15 protein-coding genes are annotated in these 16,535 nt (G+C 31.2%); 4 read left to right on the top strand and 11 right to left on the bottom strand.

Annotated elements, in window-relative coordinates; genetic code table 11:
* Positions 1–51: 51 nt before the first annotated feature.
* The 8 genes from B4E59_RS04050 to putP form a co-directional block, all read right to left on the bottom strand.
* On the bottom strand, positions 52–1,419 hold the full coding sequence (locus tag B4E59_RS04050) for an exonuclease domain-containing protein (RefSeq protein ID WP_291051555.1): 1,368 nt from the start codon (positions 1,417–1,419) through the stop codon (positions 52–54).
* A 4-nt stretch (positions 1,420–1,423) separates the two neighbouring features.
* Complete coding sequence (locus tag B4E59_RS04045) at positions 1,424–2,953, bottom strand: helicase HerA-like domain-containing protein (RefSeq protein ID WP_291051552.1); 1,530 nt, start codon at positions 2,951–2,953, stop codon at positions 1,424–1,426.
* Between the two features lie 33 nt (positions 2,954–2,986).
* Positions 2,987–4,027 (bottom strand): endonuclease/exonuclease/phosphatase family protein, encoded by a 1,041-nt coding sequence (locus B4E59_RS04040; RefSeq protein ID WP_291051549.1) that lies wholly within the window; start codon positions 4,025–4,027, stop codon positions 2,987–2,989.
* A 1-nt stretch (position 4,028) separates the two neighbouring features.
* Positions 4,029–4,916, bottom strand: a complete 888-nt coding sequence (locus B4E59_RS04035) for a rhomboid family intramembrane serine protease (RefSeq protein WP_291051546.1) — start codon at positions 4,914–4,916, stop codon at positions 4,029–4,031.
* 3 nt (positions 4,917–4,919) lie between these two features.
* Positions 4,920–5,663, bottom strand: a complete 744-nt coding sequence (locus B4E59_RS04030; RefSeq protein WP_524535941.1) for a rhomboid family intramembrane serine protease — start codon at positions 5,661–5,663, stop codon at positions 4,920–4,922.
* Positions 5,664–5,666: 3 nt separating this feature from the next.
* Positions 5,667–7,451: a DNA mismatch repair endonuclease MutL gene (mutL, locus tag B4E59_RS04025; protein ID WP_291051540.1), complete on the bottom strand. Its 1,785-nt coding sequence runs from the start codon at positions 7,449–7,451 to the stop codon at positions 5,667–5,669.
* A 205-nt stretch (positions 7,452–7,656) separates the two neighbouring features.
* A complete protein-coding gene (locus tag B4E59_RS04020; protein WP_291051537.1) occupies positions 7,657–8,037 on the bottom strand; it encodes a DUF2750 domain-containing protein in 381 nt (126 codons plus the stop codon).
* Positions 8,037–9,536, bottom strand: a complete 1,500-nt coding sequence (gene putP / locus B4E59_RS04015; protein ID WP_291051534.1) for a sodium/proline symporter PutP — start codon at positions 9,534–9,536, stop codon at positions 8,037–8,039. The genes B4E59_RS04020 and putP overlap by 1 nt, the downstream gene beginning before the upstream one ends.
* Before the next feature lie 76 nt (positions 9,537–9,612).
* Between putP and B4E59_RS04010 the strand changes: the two genes are divergently transcribed.
* The 3 genes from B4E59_RS04010 to B4E59_RS04000 are packed head-to-tail and all read left to right on the top strand — an operon-like array spanning position 9,613 to position 13,123.
* On the top strand, positions 9,613–11,616 hold the full coding sequence (locus tag B4E59_RS04010; protein ID WP_291051531.1) for a thioredoxin domain-containing protein: 2,004 nt from the start codon (positions 9,613–9,615) through the stop codon (positions 11,614–11,616).
* Between the two features lie 14 nt (positions 11,617–11,630).
* The gene (locus B4E59_RS04005; protein WP_291051528.1) at positions 11,631–12,185 is read left to right on the top strand and encodes a DNA-3-methyladenine glycosylase I; all 555 of its coding nucleotides are present in this window, start codon (positions 11,631–11,633) and stop codon (positions 12,183–12,185) included.
* Between the two features lie 50 nt (positions 12,186–12,235).
* Positions 12,236–13,123 carry a DMT family transporter gene (locus B4E59_RS04000; RefSeq protein WP_115001523.1) on the top strand — a complete coding sequence of 296 codons (888 nt, stop codon included), beginning with the start codon at positions 12,236–12,238 and terminating at the stop codon, positions 13,121–13,123.
* 60 nt (positions 13,124–13,183) lie between these two features.
* On the opposite strand, the gene B4E59_RS03995 is transcribed toward B4E59_RS04000, so the two are convergent.
* From B4E59_RS03995 to B4E59_RS03985, 3 genes are read right to left on the bottom strand one after another with little or no spacing between them, the layout of a single operon-like run.
* Positions 13,184–14,122 carry a hypothetical protein gene (locus B4E59_RS03995; protein ID WP_291051522.1) on the bottom strand — a complete coding sequence of 313 codons (939 nt, stop codon included), beginning with the start codon at positions 14,120–14,122 and terminating at the stop codon, positions 13,184–13,186.
* Entirely contained in the window at positions 14,119–14,571 is a 453-nt protein-coding gene (locus B4E59_RS03990; RefSeq protein WP_291051519.1) for a GNAT family N-acetyltransferase, read from the bottom strand. Before B4E59_RS03990 ends, B4E59_RS03995 begins: the two co-directional genes overlap by 4 nt.
* A 3-nt stretch (positions 14,572–14,574) precedes the next feature.
* Positions 14,575–15,375 carry an SDR family NAD(P)-dependent oxidoreductase gene (locus B4E59_RS03985; protein WP_291051516.1) on the bottom strand — a complete coding sequence of 267 codons (801 nt, stop codon included), beginning with the start codon at positions 15,373–15,375 and terminating at the stop codon, positions 14,575–14,577.
* Positions 15,376–15,496: 121 nt separating this feature from the next.
* On the opposite strand from B4E59_RS03985, the gene B4E59_RS03980 reads away from it, so the two are divergent.
* Positions 15,497–16,390, top strand: a complete 894-nt coding sequence (locus B4E59_RS03980; RefSeq protein WP_291051514.1) for a lysylphosphatidylglycerol synthase transmembrane domain-containing protein — start codon at positions 15,497–15,499, stop codon at positions 16,388–16,390.
* Positions 16,391–16,535: the final 145 nt, after the last annotated feature.

Below are 16,535 nucleotides of genomic sequence, written 5' to 3'. Positions count from 1 at the left end.
TTTCAGGACGTTACATATTTTTATTCGTTGATTAAATATTAATCGAATTAATTATTCAATAATAATGATTTGATTAGGATTAGAAGAAACTTTATACAAAAAATATTTGAGCATATTTTTTATTTCTTCCGTTTCTTGAATCGGAATTAAGATATTATGAATCTTCTCTAGCGTTTTTATTTGATGATGATATTCGTAATAACCATATCCTTTAAATTCCCCATTCTCAACTAAATAAAATGATTTTTCAATTCCTTTTCGTCCTTTATCAATAATCAAAAAAGTTTCGGAAGGATATTCAGTTGTTTTAATAAAACTTTGAATTCGCTCATTATAAACTTCTTTAGATTCCTCTTTTACACAAGCTCCATTGCATTTATTTACTTTATATTGGAAACAAGATTCATCAGATTTAATTCCCGCATTTACTTGTTGACAAAGATTATAATCATGAACAATTTTCTCTAAAACCTCTTTTGCGCGTTCCTTAGTTTTAAATTTCAAAACAGGTTGAGTCTTTCTAACTTTCCCTATTTCTAATCTCGAATAACCACGTTTAGACTCTAAATAATACAATCCAAAAGGATAAACTTTATTCTCTACCAACTTTACGTTATACATTGGTTGATTATTCAAGACCTCGTTATTTTCTTTAATTGCAGCAAGAAAACCACTACCGGTTTCTTCGAATTTTATAGAACGAGTATAACGCTTAAGTTTATTTGCTTTTAGAGTTTTTGATGTAAAAATTTGATTAATAGATCGCGCAATATTATTACTTCGACTAATATAAATAAGTTGCTTTCGGCTATTGTATAAATAATAAACCCCGATAGAATTAGGTAAACCTTCAAGAAGTTTCTGATATTTAGAATGTGCTTTTTTAGGTTGTTTTAAACCTGTTTTTTTCGTAATTATTTTCTCCGAATCTTTATCTAACAACAACTTAAACAAAGAAATTGTAGCTCTTGCATCTCCAGAAGCTCTATGTCTGTCTGTCACTAAAATTCCAAGCGATTCGCATAATTTCCCTAAAGAATATGAAGGTAATCCTGGAATTAATTTTTCGCTATATTCGAACGTATCAATCCATTCTTTTTCGTAATTATAACCCAAACGATCGAATTCTTGTTTTAGCATTCTATAATCAAACATTACATTATGTCCAACTAAAATACAATCATCTGTAATCTCAACTATACGTTTTGCTACTTCGTGAAATTTAGGCGCTGTCAGCACCATCTTATCCGAAATATGCGTTAATCTTTGTACATATTGGTCAATCTTTTTTTCAGGATTGACTAATGATATAAACTGATCTACAATTTCTTTTCCATCATATTTATACACTGCAATCTCTATGATTGACTCTTCTCCTACTTTTCCGCCAGTCGCTTCTATATCTAAAATCGCGTACACGTGCTTATTTTTTTCCTTTTAAAAAATTAGTTAACATTTTCATTCCAAAATCCATCAATTTTCGAGTTGCAGTACGACTTACATCACGCACAACAGGATTATCTGTCCAATCTTTTTCCTTAGGAACACTTCTTGTTGAAGTTGCTTTAGCAGCAGGTTTCTCTATATTTTTTTGTTGTTCTAACTTTTTCGATAAAATTTCATTTGCAGATTCACAATCAATATCTGTTGCATATTTAGTCACTAAATCTGAATTTGAGGTAATCGTATCGATTTCATTTGAAGTTAAAATATCCATTCTCGAATTCGGCGCTCGCATATACGTATACGCCAAAGGAGTTGGAATCCCTTTTTCATCTAAAGCCGTCACAAAAGCCTCTCCAATTCCTAATTGAGTGATGACCTCATCCGCTTTATAATAGGTTGTTGTCGGATAATTTTCTATCGCTTTTGTAATTTCTTTACGATCTTTGGCTGTAAAACCTCTTAATGCGTGTTGAACTTTAAGCCCTAATTGACTCAAAACCGTATCAGGAACATCACCAGGAACTTGCGTTACAAAATATAATCCTACACCTTTTGATCGAATTAATTTTACCATTGTTTCAATTTGATTCAATAAAGCTTTTGTAGCTTGCTTAAAAATCAAATGTGCTTCATCAATAAAAATAACCAATTTCGGTTTATCAGAATCTCCAGATTCAGGGAATTGAGAATAAATTTTATTCAATAAACTCAACATAAAAGTTGAAAATAAATTGGGCTGATTTTGAATATCAATCAAACGAATAATATTTACAATTCCTTTTCCGTCTTTCGTTTTCAATAAATCTTGAACATCAAAACTTGGTTCTCCAAAAAACTTTGTTGCTCCTTGTTGTTCTAATGCAACAATTTTACGCAAAATAGTTCCCAAAGACGCTGGCGCAATTGTTCCATAATTCGAATTTAATTCTGATTTTCCTTCATCGGAATCTGTCACATATTGCAAAACACGTCGAATATCCTCCAAATCAATCAAAGGTAAATTACGATCTTGACAATATTTGAATATAATTGAAATAATACTTTCTTGTGTTTCATTCAGTTCTAAAATTTTACTGAATAAAATTGGTCCAAAATCACTTACAGTCGCACGAAGTCTTGCTCCTGGTTCATCAGAAATAGACAAAAATTCGACAGGAGAAGCTTGCGGATCAAAAGGCAAATTAAGCGATTCCATTCTTTCTTGCGCATTTTTATCTTCCGAATTTGCAGCTGCTCCAATCCCTGATAAATCTCCTTTGATATCCATCAATAATGTTGGAACGCCTTTTAAAGAAAGTTGCTCTGCGATAATCTGCAAAGATTTTGTCTTCCCAGTTCCCGTTGCACCACCAATCAACCCGTGACGATTCATTGTTTTTAGCGCAACTGAAATTTCAGCTTCTTCTACAATTTCGCCATCTAATTTGGCTTTGCCTAAAATTATTTTATCGTTTTTAAAAGAATAACGACTTTGTATGTCTTGAATAAAGCTTTCTTTCTGGTTCATTTTGATTGATTATTGAATAAATATAGGAAAAATTTATTCTGAAATTTTATATTTTACAGCTACTGGATAATGATCCGAGAATTTTTTTCGAATAACATGTGCCTCAATAGGTTTAAATAACTTAGAATGAAATAAATAATCAATTCTAATTGGAAATTTAAATCCATGAAAAGTTGTCGCATTTCCTTTTCCAACTTCTATATAAGAGTCGTGAAGATATTTTTTCAACTTCTCATATTCGTAAGAAACTGGAGTCGAATTAAGATCCGTTCCCAAAATAACTGGATGACGCGAAGATGTGATATATGGAATAATCGCTTCTAACTGTTTTTGATGTTTTTGCATTCCTTGCACCAATTTTAACTCAACTTTTCGACTCGAAATTTCAGCAGTTCGCGAATCATCAGACTGAATAATTTCTTTCACCATCGCTTTATCAATGTACATTGGCTCAAGATAAACATTAATCACACGAATCGTATCATTTCCCAAATCGATATCAGCATAAGCGGCAAGTCCATTCAATTCTTCATTATCATCAGGTGTTATTTTTTTTGTTTGAATAATAGGATATTTACTATAAATTGTCAATAAACCATAAAATTCTGAATAATAATTTTTGAATTCTTTATTTTTTAGACTTTTCTGTTGACCTTCATATGCCTCTTGAAGCAACATAATATCAGCTTTATTCTTAATCAAAAGCTCTTTTGTTCCTTCTTCTTTAAAACCATGTACATTATATGTCAATACAGATAAATCAGCTTTTTTGTCTTCAACTTTATTGAATTGTATAATTGGATATGAAAGATAAATAGGATAAAATAATCCGGCTGAAAGAACCAAAATTAATAAAAAATGTCGCCAGCTAAACAGTAACCAATACAGTAAAAACATTGCTCCGAATGCAAATAATATTGGGAAACCGATCGAAATGAAGTTAAAATATGGAATTTCTGTAGGCGTAAAAATTTTATTTAAATAGACACAATAAGCCACCAACAAAAAAACGATATTAATTGTTAGTACTAAACGATTGAAATAATTTAGTTTAAACTTACTGATTATACTCATTTTACCTACCTTCTCTAAACAGAAAGTCTTTTTCTTCTTTTGACAAACTCTCGTAACCTGAACGAGAAATCTTATCTAAAATTACATCAATTTTCTTTTGTTTTTCAACTTTTTGATGATTAAAATCGTAATCATCTTTCGGAACATTTGATCGCGAAGAAGTTGAAGAAGTATTTTTATATGTTTTGAAAGTTGATTTCTCTTTTTTCTTAAATAACTGCTCTATTTTGAAAATAAAGTTACCTAAAAAATCATTTCCTCTCTCAAATTGTTTCATATAAAGATAACCAAAAATAGCACCTCCCAAATGCGAAATACTTCCGCCTGCATTTTGATTAGCAATAATATTATACACATCGAATGCGATAAATACATAACCAACATACAACAATGGAAATGAAGTTGGAATCAACAACAAACGAACGGGCATTTTCGGATTATAAGAAATCATTGCAAAAAACACCGCATAAACCGCTGCCGAAGCACCAACTAATAAATGTGAATAATTGAATAAATTCTGAAACAATAAAAAGAAAATTCCACCAGCGATTCCTCCAAAAATATAGAATGTAACTAAATTTCGGTTCTGAAATTGTTGCAAAAACATTTGCCCAACGAAATACAACAAAACCATATTCATTATCAAATGAAAAAGATTGCCATGTAACCAAGAATATGTTAGGATTTGCCAAGGTCTTACAATCAAATCATCGAAAGATGACAAAGCAAACAAACCAGTTGTTGTAATCGTAGAATTTACTACCGTTCGAAGAACAAAATCAACAATTAACAATGTAAAAAACACCACAACGTTAACGTAAATTAATTTTGTTGCGCTATTTCCTGATGAATATTTTAATTTTAAATCGTCTAAGATATTATTTGCCATTTTTTAATTCCATCTATATAAATTCTTTTTCCAATATCTTGCTAACAAGAAACCAATCAATCCACCTCCTAAATGCGCAAAATGTGCTACATTTCCGATATTTTGATATCCCATATAAAACTCAATTAACACCATAATTGGAATAAAATATTTTGCTTTAATTGGTACTGGAAAAAAGATTAACATTAATTTTTCGTCTGGATATAAAACCGCGAAAGCCAATAACAAACCATAAATAGCACCAGAAGCACCAACCATTGGTGTTACATAATTTGTCAAAAGTTCTGACGCAGCTTGATTATTTTGAATAATTGAATTCGTATGATATCCACCTTGCATATTTAATTTTGCAGCTTCATAAATTTGACTAAAACCTATTCCTTGCGTTTGAACAGCATCTTTTAACTGCTCTATTTGAAAGTAATTAACTGCATTAAACAATATAAAACCGCCTAAACCAGCTAACAAATAAAGCGTCAAGAATTTTTTTGGTCCAAAAGTTTGTTCAACCACAGAACCAAACATCCACAATGCAAACATGTTAAACAAAATATGTGAAAAGTCGGCATGCATAAACATATGCGTCAAAATTTGCCAAAATTTGAAGTTGGGAGATTCTGGATAAAAAGCACCTAAAATCACTCTCAAATCGATTTGTCTAGTCTGCATAAAAACAAATGTTGCAAAAAAGAACAAACCGTTTATAATAAGTAAATTCTTTGTAATCGGTGGAATAGATTGTCTCATCTCTTATTGTAATGTTTTTTTGATATCAGCCGTATTCATCTGCACAAAAATTGGGCGTCCGTATGGCGTATAATTCGGATTTGGTAGTCTTAGCAATTCTTCAACCAAAGTTTGCATTTGTTCAGATTTTAATGAAACTCCTTTTTTAACAGCCGCATTTTTTGCTAAAATTTTTGCAAACGTATTTTCTAATTCAATTGATTCTTGGTATTCCAATTCCTCGATAAAATCCATAAAAACAGACACAACATCCTCTTGTTGCACATCAACAGGAATCGCATTAATCTGTATCGCTTCTTCATCCAACGATATATCAAAACCAAAATTCAACAATTGATGTTCTACATTGATTAATTTCTGACGATCATTTGGCGAAAGTTCCAACTCTATCGGGAAAAGCATTTGTTGTACCAAAGCACTTCCATTATTTGAATGTATAAATTTTTCGAATAATATTTTTTGATGCGCGCGATGTTGATCGATGATTAACAATTCGCCACGATATTCAACAACCAAATATTGATTCATCCATTGAATTACTTCAAAACTATCATGAAAATCTTCAGATTCAAATAATTGATGCGCATGATTATTTTCAATTTCTAACTCAACAGCATCTTTATAAAAATCCATATTCGCACGAATATCAGATGGTTTCGGCGCTCTTGTTTGTTGATGCTCGAAAGGGTTAAAACTAGAATCAACCGTAATTTCTGGCATTTTAATTTCCGTATCTTCTGTCGCTGACGGAATAAAAGCCCAGTTTGGGTCTTGTTCAAAATCCAACGAAGGAATTACATTAAATTGTCCCAGAGCGTGTTTTACAGCAGCTCTAAGAATAGTAAAAATCAATGCTTCATCCTCAAATTTAATTTCTGTTTTAGTTGGATGAATGTTAATATCAATTTTTGACGGATCAATTTCTAAATACAAAAAATAAGAAGGACTATATCCCATTGGCAACAAACTCTCGAAAGCGTCTACGATTGCATTATGCAAATATCCGCTACGAATAAAGCGATTATTCACAAAGAAAAATTGTTCGCCACGCGATTTTTTTGCAGCATCTGGTTTCCCCACAAAACCTTTCACTTTTACAATTTCTGTATCTTCTTCAACGGATATAATTTGTGAACTTAATTTTTTTCCAAAAATTTGAGCAATACGTTGTTTCAGATTTCCGGCTTTCAAATGATAAACCTCTGCATCATTGTGATGTAAAAAGAAACTAATGTTTTCGTGCGCCATCGAAACACGTTGAAACTCATCTTGAATATGACGAAATTCAACTTGATTTGATTTTAAGAAATTACGACGAGCAGGCACATTATAGAAAAGATTTTTTACCGAAATAGACGTTCCAGCTGGACAAACAACAGGATCTTGGTTGCGAACTTCTCCGCCTTCAATCACCAATTGCGAACCAACCTCATCCTCTTCTCGACGCGTTTTCGTTTCTACCTGTGCAACCGCAGCAATCGACGCCAAAGCCTCTCCACGAAAACCTTTTGTATGAATATTATAGATATCCTCTGTCTTTCTGATTTTTGAAGTTGCGTGACGTTCAAAAGCCATTCGAACATCCGTCACACTCATTCCCGAACCATTATCAATCACTTGAATCAAGCTTCTGCCAGCATCTTTTACAATCACCTGAATAGAAGTTGCACCAGAATCCACCGCATTTTCAATCAATTCTTTTATCACAGAAGCTGGTCGTTGTACAACTTCTCCTGCGGCAATTTGATTGGCTACATGATCTGGCAGTAATTGAATAATATCGTTCATCTTTTCGTATAAATTGATTTAATTTTGACTATTTTTTTAATCAAACTTTACAAATATACAAACAAATCTCTCTTTTGACCTTATTCTCTACAAGTGAAACTTATCAACAATTTTTTAAGTTTTAAGTTTTAACTTTTGAATAATAAATTCATAATTTTCAGCAATAAAAAAGGTAAACAAATGCCTCTACCTATTTTTTTATATTTCATTGATATTGTTCTAATTCATCTTTCAAATCTCTAGCAAACTCTTCTAAACTGACAACAAAACCAGTTTTATCTGTAGGAAACACATTTATCAATAAATGATTTTCATCAATATAATCAAAAAGAGTTTCTTCAAAATCATCAAAAGTCAATTCCAATACTTCACAATTTTCCCAACCATCGTTTTTTGTTAATTCAGCAAATTCCTTTGCACACCAAATTGGAAATATTTTTTTATCATTAATTATAGAAATAGCGTAATCACCATCAGGAAAAATCAATGTATAAGCAATTTCCCAATCAGCAATTTTTCGAATAAAATATTGATAACGATCAAAAGGATTTAACTTTAATATATTTTCTATTTCTTTTGGATGCATTAATTCTCTTTCAAAACAGCTTTCATTTCATCAAATTCTTTATCAATCTCTTGATTCGGTTTTTGAGTCATTAACGAAACGACATAAATTGCGATAACCGAAGATAAAAACCCAGGTATCATTTCGTACCAATCTTTGTAATCGTGATTTACATAAACCCAAGCTAAGACAACAATTCCTCCTGTTAACATACCTGCTAAAGCTCCTTGCCAAGAAGTTTTTTTCCAAAAAAGAGAGAAAACGATTACTGGTCCAAATGCAGATCCAAATCCTGCCCAAGCATTTCCAACTAAATTTAGAATAGAATCTTTTGGTGTTAATGACAACAACACCGCGATTAATGCTACAATTAAAACCGATAAACGACTTGCTGTTAATAACTGTTTTGGTGTTGCTTTTTTGTTCAAAAATGCTTTGTAAATATCTTCTGTTAACGAACTTGATGTTACTAATAATTGTGAAGAAATTGTACTCATTACAGCTGCTAAAATTGCTGATAATAAAAATCCACCAACTAATGGATGAAACAAAACACGTGAAAAATAAATAAAAATCGTTTCTGCTTCTGTTTTAGACCCATCAAATTTTAACATTGTTGTTTGATCAAATTTCATTAAATATGCGATACCAACTAAACCAACTAAAAGTGCTCCACCTACTGTAAAAATCATCCATGTAATTCCAATATCTTTAGCTTTCGCTAAATCTTTCGGGTTTCCAATCGCCATAAAACGTACTAAAATATGGGGCTGACCACAATATCCTAACCCCCAAGCCATCAAGGATAATATACTAATTGTTGTTGTACCTTTAAATAAATCTAAATATTTATCGCCTTTATCATTAATCAACGAAAAGGTTTCACCAACTCCACCAATTTCAGAAATTGCTACAATCGGAACAATAACCAAAGCCAAAACCATAATCGTCCCTTGTACGAAATCAGTTAAACTTACCGCTAAAAAACCACCTAAAAAAGTGTATAATACAACTACAAAACTTGTCATCCAAAGTCCAGTCATATAATCTAATCCAAAAGCAGATTCAAACAATTTGCCTCCAGAAACCATTCCAGCAGAAGTATATAATGTAAAAAATATTAAGATTAATATTGAAGAAACAATTCTTAATAAACGCGATTTATCTTTGAAACGATTTTCAAAAAATACGGGTAATGTAATCGAATTTTGAGCGATTTCTGTATAAATTCGTAATCGCGGTGCGACAAAAATATAGTTCAAAAAACATCCTGTTGTCAATCCAATTGCAATCCAAGCACTCGACAAACCTGTAAAATACATTGCTCCTGGAACGCCCATTAACAACCAACCACTCATATCAGCAGCACCAGCAGAAAGCGCCGTAACAGCTGCTCCCATTTTCCTTCCTCCAATCAAAAAATCTTCGGAATTACTTGTTGACTTTCGGTAGGAGTAAATCCCGATTCCAATCATCAGAGCCATATATGCGCCAATAGAAATGTATTCGTAAATGTTCATGTGTTTTAATTTTTATCGAAAATATAATTTTTCGTCCACAAAAAATGTACGAACTTTAAATTTCTAAACAAGAATCATGAATTTTCAACAAAATAATCTAAAATCAGCGACAAGTCCGTATTTGAAACAACACGAAAATAATCCTGTTTGGTGGCAAAGTTGGAGTGACGAAGTTTTGATTCATGCAAAAAAAGTCAACAAACCTTTGTTTATTTCAATTGGATATTCAGCTTGTCATTGGTGTCACGTGATGGAACATCAATCTTTTGAAAACAAAGAAGTTGCAAAGGTAATGAATGATAATTTTGTTTGTATTAAAATTGATCGTGAAGAACGCCCTGATTTAGATGCTTTGTACATGAATGTTTCGCAAATAATTCATCAATCTGGTGGTTGGCCGCTGAATATTTTTGCCTTGCCTGATGGTCATCCTTTTTATGGCGGAACTTATTTTCCAAAAGTTCAATGGATTGAATTATTAGAAAATATTAATCATTTATATCATCACAATCAAACTAAAACAATGGAATATGTCAACTCTATTGCAGATGGTTTAAATAAAATGGAAACAATTGAATTGAAATCTTCTTCAACTTTTTCAACAGATAAAATAGATGAAACTTTCGAATTTTGGCAACAACAATTTGATGATGAATGGGGAGGTTTTAATCGTGCACCAAAATTTATGTTACCAAATGCTTGGGAAACTATTTTGCGATATGGAATTCAAACTAACAACGAACATTGTTTGATTCAGACCAAAATTACATTGGATAGAATGGCTTTTGGCGGAATTTACGATCAACTAAAAGGTGGTTTTTCTCGCTATTCTGTTGATCCGTATTGGAAAGTTCCTCATTTCGAAAAAATGCTATATGATAATGGGCAATTACTTTCGCTTTATTCAAATGCATATAAAGTTTTTGGAGAAGAAGAATATAAAACAGTTGTAGAAGAAACAATTAATTGGTTGAAAGATGAAATGCTTTCGCCTGAAAGTGTTTTTTATTCTGCTATTGATGCTGATTCTGAAGGTGAAGAAGGAAAATATTATGTTTGGAAATCGGATGAATTGAAAACAATTTTGAAAAATGATTTTGACTTATTTCAGCAATATTACAATGTTGATGAATTTGGAGAATGGGAACATGGTAATAATATTTTAATGCGATTGACAGATGACGAAGATTTTGCTACGAAGCAGAACATTAAAACAACAGAACTTCAAACCAAAATTTCTCAATGGAAAAAAATTCTTAATCCAATTCGTGAACAGCGCATAAAACCTCATCGCGACGAAAAAGTTTTAACTTCTTGGAATGCTTTAACCATAAAAAGTTTGTGTGATGCATTTATCACTTTTGAAAATGATGAATATCTTGATTTAGCAAAAAATGCAACCAATTTTATTTTAGAAAATCAATGGAATGGTGAAATTTTGTTCAGAAATTATAAAGACAACCAAACTACAATTCCCGGATTTTTGGATGATTATGCCTTAATGATTGAAGCGTTAATTAAGCTTTATGAAGTCACTTCGGAGATGCATTATTTAGAAACTGCCCAAACATTAACGGAAGAAACTTTTAATCAATTTTATAATCACAAGAATAAAATGTTTGCGTACAAATCTCATTATGATACGCCTTTGGTTAATGAAACATTTGAAATTTATGACAATGTTATTTCATCATCAAATTCGGTAATGGCAAATAATTTATTTAAATTAGGAAAAATTCTCAATCAAGAAAAATACATTGAACAAGCGAAACAAATGTTAACCAATATCGAAGAAAAAAATCACGATTATCCAACTGGTTTTGCAAATTGGATTCAGTTGTATCTAAATTTCGCTTATCCGTTCAAAGAAATTGTAATCATTGGCGAAAATGCCCTAGAATTCTCAAAGCAAATTCAACAATGTTATGTTCCGAATGCAATTTTTGTTGCTTCAAAAAACGAGAATTTAGAAATCACTCAAAATCGATTCATCGAAAATAAAACATCCATTCATATTTGCGAAAATTATACGTGTCAATTACCCGTTTATTCGGTTAAAGAAGCTTATAAAAATATTTAGAAATTTAAAAAACCATGGAAAAAACACGTTGCGCTTGGGTAAATAAAGACCAAGATTACATCGATTATCACGATAACGAATGGGGAAAACCTGTAAAAGATGATAAAATTTTATTCGAATTTTTGATTCTCGAATCTTTTCAAGCAGGATTAAGTTGGTTCACAATTCTTAAAAAGAGAGAAAATTTTAGAAAAGCTTTTGCTGATTTTAATGTAGAGAAAGTAGCCAAATTTGATGAAACTAAAATTGATGAATTGGTACAAAATGAAGGAATTATTCGTCATCGAGGAAAAATTTCGGCAGCAATTAATAATGCAAAATTATTTATAGAAATTCAAAAAGAATTTGGTTCTTTTTCAGATTTTATCTGGAAATATGTTGATGGAAAACCGATTATCAATAATTGGAATTCGATAAAAGAAGTTCCTGCAACAACCAAAATTTCGGATCAAATTGCAAAAGATTTGAAAAAACGTGGCTTCAAATTCTTTGGTTCAACCACTATTTATGCGCATATGCAGGCGACCGGAATGGTAAATGACCATACAACAGATTGTTTTTGTAAATAACAACTCAATAAAATCATCTGAAATGTGCATCTTTGCGCAAACTTAGAAAAATGAAAATCGAACTAAAACATTGGATCATCCTTGGCGTTTTGGCGCTAACTTGGGGAAGCTCGTTTATTCTCATCAAGCAAGGATTGGTCGCATACACACCATATCAAGTTGGAGCATTACGGCTAACAATTGCAGGAGGAGTTTTGGCAATTTGGGGAATTCCAAGTCTATTTAAGATTCCGAAAAACAAATTAAAATACGTTGCATTGGCTGGTTTCTGCGGAAATTTCATTCCAATGTTTTTATTTCCAATGGCGCAAACACACGTTTCTAGTTCAACGGCTGGAATTTTAGATTCTTTAGTTCCATTATTTATTTTACTATTTGGAGCCTTATTTTTCAATATCAAAGGAACTAAAAATCAAGTTTTGGGAGCTATAATCGGATTTATTGGAGCTGTTTTATTAATTGGTGGCGATGGTTTTTCTGGCGAAAATAGTCTTTTACATTGTTTATTAATTGTATTAGCAACCGCACTTTATGGAATGAATAGTTTAATCTTAACACGCTATTTAAACGACGTTCCATCATTTCAATTATCCTCGGCTTTATTCACAATTTGGTTATTACCTTCAATTTTCATTTTAATTATTTCAGGATTTTTTGATGTATTCGAAGGAACTGAACAACAATTAAAAAGCTTAGGTTTTGTTGCTATTTTAGGACTTTTAGGAACTGCTTTAGCGATGATACTATTCTACCGATTGATACAATCTACAGGTTCGATGTTTGCCTCAATGGTGACTTATTTAATGCCCGTAGTTTCTGTTTTTTGGGGATTTTTGGTTGGAGAAAAAATAATGTGGATCCATTTATTTGGATTCGGAATGATTTTATCAGGCGTTTATTTAACACAGAAAAAAGAAAAAAAAGTTGAAGTAATTTAGATTAAACATTACTTCAACAATAACTAAAAATCTCGTAAACCATTTGGTTTACGAGATTTTTTATTTTATATATTTTTTCAAATCTTTTGTTAATTCTTTTGTAAAAGCATCCGCACCTTTGTAATTCATGTGCGTTGTGTTATAAAAGTATTTTTGATTAAAACTAATCGAATCAGTCGAATAATCTAATAACGGAAGATGATGCTTTTGTAATGTTGTTTGATAACGATTAATCACTTCTTCTCGATTCAACATATAATCTTGACCTTTGTAAAATTCGGGTGCAATTGTAAAAATAAGCTGAATATTTTCTTGCTCACATTTCGCAATTAATTCTTCTAATAAAGTATAATCTGAGAAGTCAAAATCAGAGTTTTTCTTTTTCATTTTTTCCCAATCAACATTCCATTTTCGGTTATATGATTTGAAACCATCATCACGAAAAAGTCCGTCTTTATGCAATTTTTCTTTCTTAGCCCTTACAATTTGATCTTTCCAATACGTTTGATCTCTGTAACGATAAAGCGGTACAATAAAATCAACCAATTTCGTATCTTTATATTCTTTTAATGCACCATAAAGTTTAAAATTCCATAACATAAATGGCGCATATTGATTTGGCTGAAAAACTTCATCAATGTGTGAAAACGAAAAAGTATCTAAATTCCAAACAACTATTTTTGGTTTTGGATTATGATTCAAATACAAATTGAAACGATACAATTGCATTTTGAATTTACTTCCGTTTAATCCAAAATTATGCGTGGTCAGTTTTAAATCTTGTTCTAAAATATTCGGATTAATTTGAATAAATGCTCGAGAAGAACCAAAAATAGCCAATTCAACCTTCGTTTTTCCTTCTCTTATTTGATTCCATTCTTGCACTTCTCCGCTAAACAAAGCCATTTTTTTGAGTTGATTCGAATAATAGACATCAACCAAAACTAATGCAATGAAAGCTGAAAATAGTGTAATGAAAAAGTATTTTAAGAATTTCATTTTCTCAACATTTCAATATGAGGAATATCGTCTTCTAAATATTCTTCTGAAACTTGCTCAAAACCAAACGATGAATAAAACTCTTTCAGATAAGATTGAGCAGAAATTCTAATTTCAGATGTTTTAAATTTATTTTCGATGACTTGAACCGAATTTTTCATCAATTGTTTTCCTAATCCATAACGGCGAAACTTTTGATTCGAAATTACACGACCAATTGAAGGTTCATTTTCATACGAAATTCCTTTTGGTACAATTCGAGAATACGCTGCAACCTCATCTCCAATTGTTGCCCAAAGATGTCCACAAACCAAATCCTTATCATCGCAATCTTGGTAAATACAATCTTGTTCAATCACAAAAACTTCGTTGCGTAATTGTACAATTTTATATATTTCTTTCGATGTTAAATCATCAAAAGATTTATAATGCCAAATAACCTTTTCCATCTATTAATCTAATTTTGAATATTTTGCAATAATATTTTCGAACATTTTTTGAGGTAAAATATTTTTCAAGATTACCGAAAATTTCTGCATCGATTTTCCAATATAATAATGTGGTTTCAAATTCTTCTGAGCCAAAATATTTTCAATAATCGGAATCAAATCTTCTGTTGGCGTACCATCTTGCACTTCGTGATCGATATCAGCAACCATTGCATCATATCTTTTTTGATAAAATTTTGACACAAAAGTTTTCACACGACCTTCTGCAATATTGGTTTTGATATCTCCAAAATTCAACGTAGCAATTTCTACTCCTGTGTGACGATTTTCCAAACGAGCCGATTCAATCAAACGATCAATCATCGCCTTCGAAGCCGAATAATATCCTCTAAAAGGCAAACCATTGTTACTCGCAATCGACGAAACATTCAGGATATAACCGTTTTTTTGCGCGCGCATTGTAGGCAAAACTTCTTGCATTGTATAAATTGGACCATAGACGTTAACCTCCAATAATTTCTCGATATCAGCTTTCGAAGCATCTTCCACAGCGCCTAACATTCCAATTCCAGCGTTGTTAATCAACACATCAATTTGATTTTTTGTTTCCAAATAAATCTGTTGAAAACTACGTTTTACATTTTCTTTATCCGAAACATCTGTTGCAATATGTTTAAATTTTTCTTGACCTTTAGCTGTTCTTGATAAACCATAAACTTGATGTCCTTTATCGTGAAAATAATTTGCTAAAGTCAATCCTACACCCGAAGAAGAGCCTGTAATTACAATAACTTTTGATTGCATGATTCGATTAATTTATCCGCAAAACTACATAATATCAGACAAATATTGGTAGATAAATAATTTTTTGAATGGTTATTAGAAGATTCTCTAAATTTGTGCGTTAATTATCAAAAGATTTCAATTGAATCCAAAAACTAAAAAATATATTATAACAGGAATTAAATTAACGATTAGTATTGCATTAATCTATTATATCTTCTTCGTTAAACTACATATTTTTGATATTTTCAGTCATTACAAAAACGCAAATTGGGCGTATATTTTTATTGCTGTTATCCTTTATGTTCTTTCGCAAGCCTTGTCTGTTTTCCGATTAGATTATTATTTCAGAGATATTAACCTCGATTTATCATATAAATCGAATGCACGTTTGTATTTCTTAGGAATGTTTTACAACACTTTTGTTCCAGGCGGAATTGGAGGCGATGCTTACAAAGTTTATGTGTTGAATAAAAACTATAAAATCAGTCTGAAAGAAATTTCGCAGGCAGTTTTTCTTGATAAAATTATCGGTCTTTGTGCAATGTTACTCATCATCATCTTCCTAATATTTTTCTCAAATCTGACTGATTATCCTTGGGTACAATATGGTTCATTAATCCTTTCTTTGGTTGGTTTTATAGCTGTTCCATTTATTTTAGGAATGATTTTCCCTATTCATAAACGCACATTTTATAACTCGATGATTTATTCGATTGTATTGCAATTAATACAAGTTGGGATGTTGTATTTTGTTTTGGAAGGATTAAATATTCATCCAGAAAATTTTAGTATTTATTTATTGATCTTTTTAGTTTCAGGAATTTTATCGATTATTTCTTTTAGTGGATTTGGGATTAGAGAAGCTGTATTTATGTACGCAGCACATCGATTCAATTTTGATGAAACTTTAGCCACAAGTGCGGCATTTATTTTTTCTATTATCACCATTTCTATCTCATTTATTGGGATTATTTACCTGTTTAAAGGGGTTAAAATTGAAGAGAAAAAGAAAAAAACGAATATTTCTTTTTAAAATCTGAAAATTATTTCTTTGAAATGAAAAGAGTTAAGTCCTAACATTAAATTTTATTTAATTTTTTTCATTTTAACTATTTGGATTATTCAAAAACAGCCCTATATTTGCAATCCAATTACGAAGGTCTCTTAGCTCAGTTGGT

It is taken from the genome of Empedobacter sp. UBA2044 (assembly GCF_002333005.1).
Classification (GTDB): domain Bacteria; phylum Bacteroidota; class Bacteroidia; order Flavobacteriales; family Weeksellaceae; genus Empedobacter; species Empedobacter falsenii_B.
This window is presented reverse-complemented; position numbering and strand designations above follow the sequence as displayed.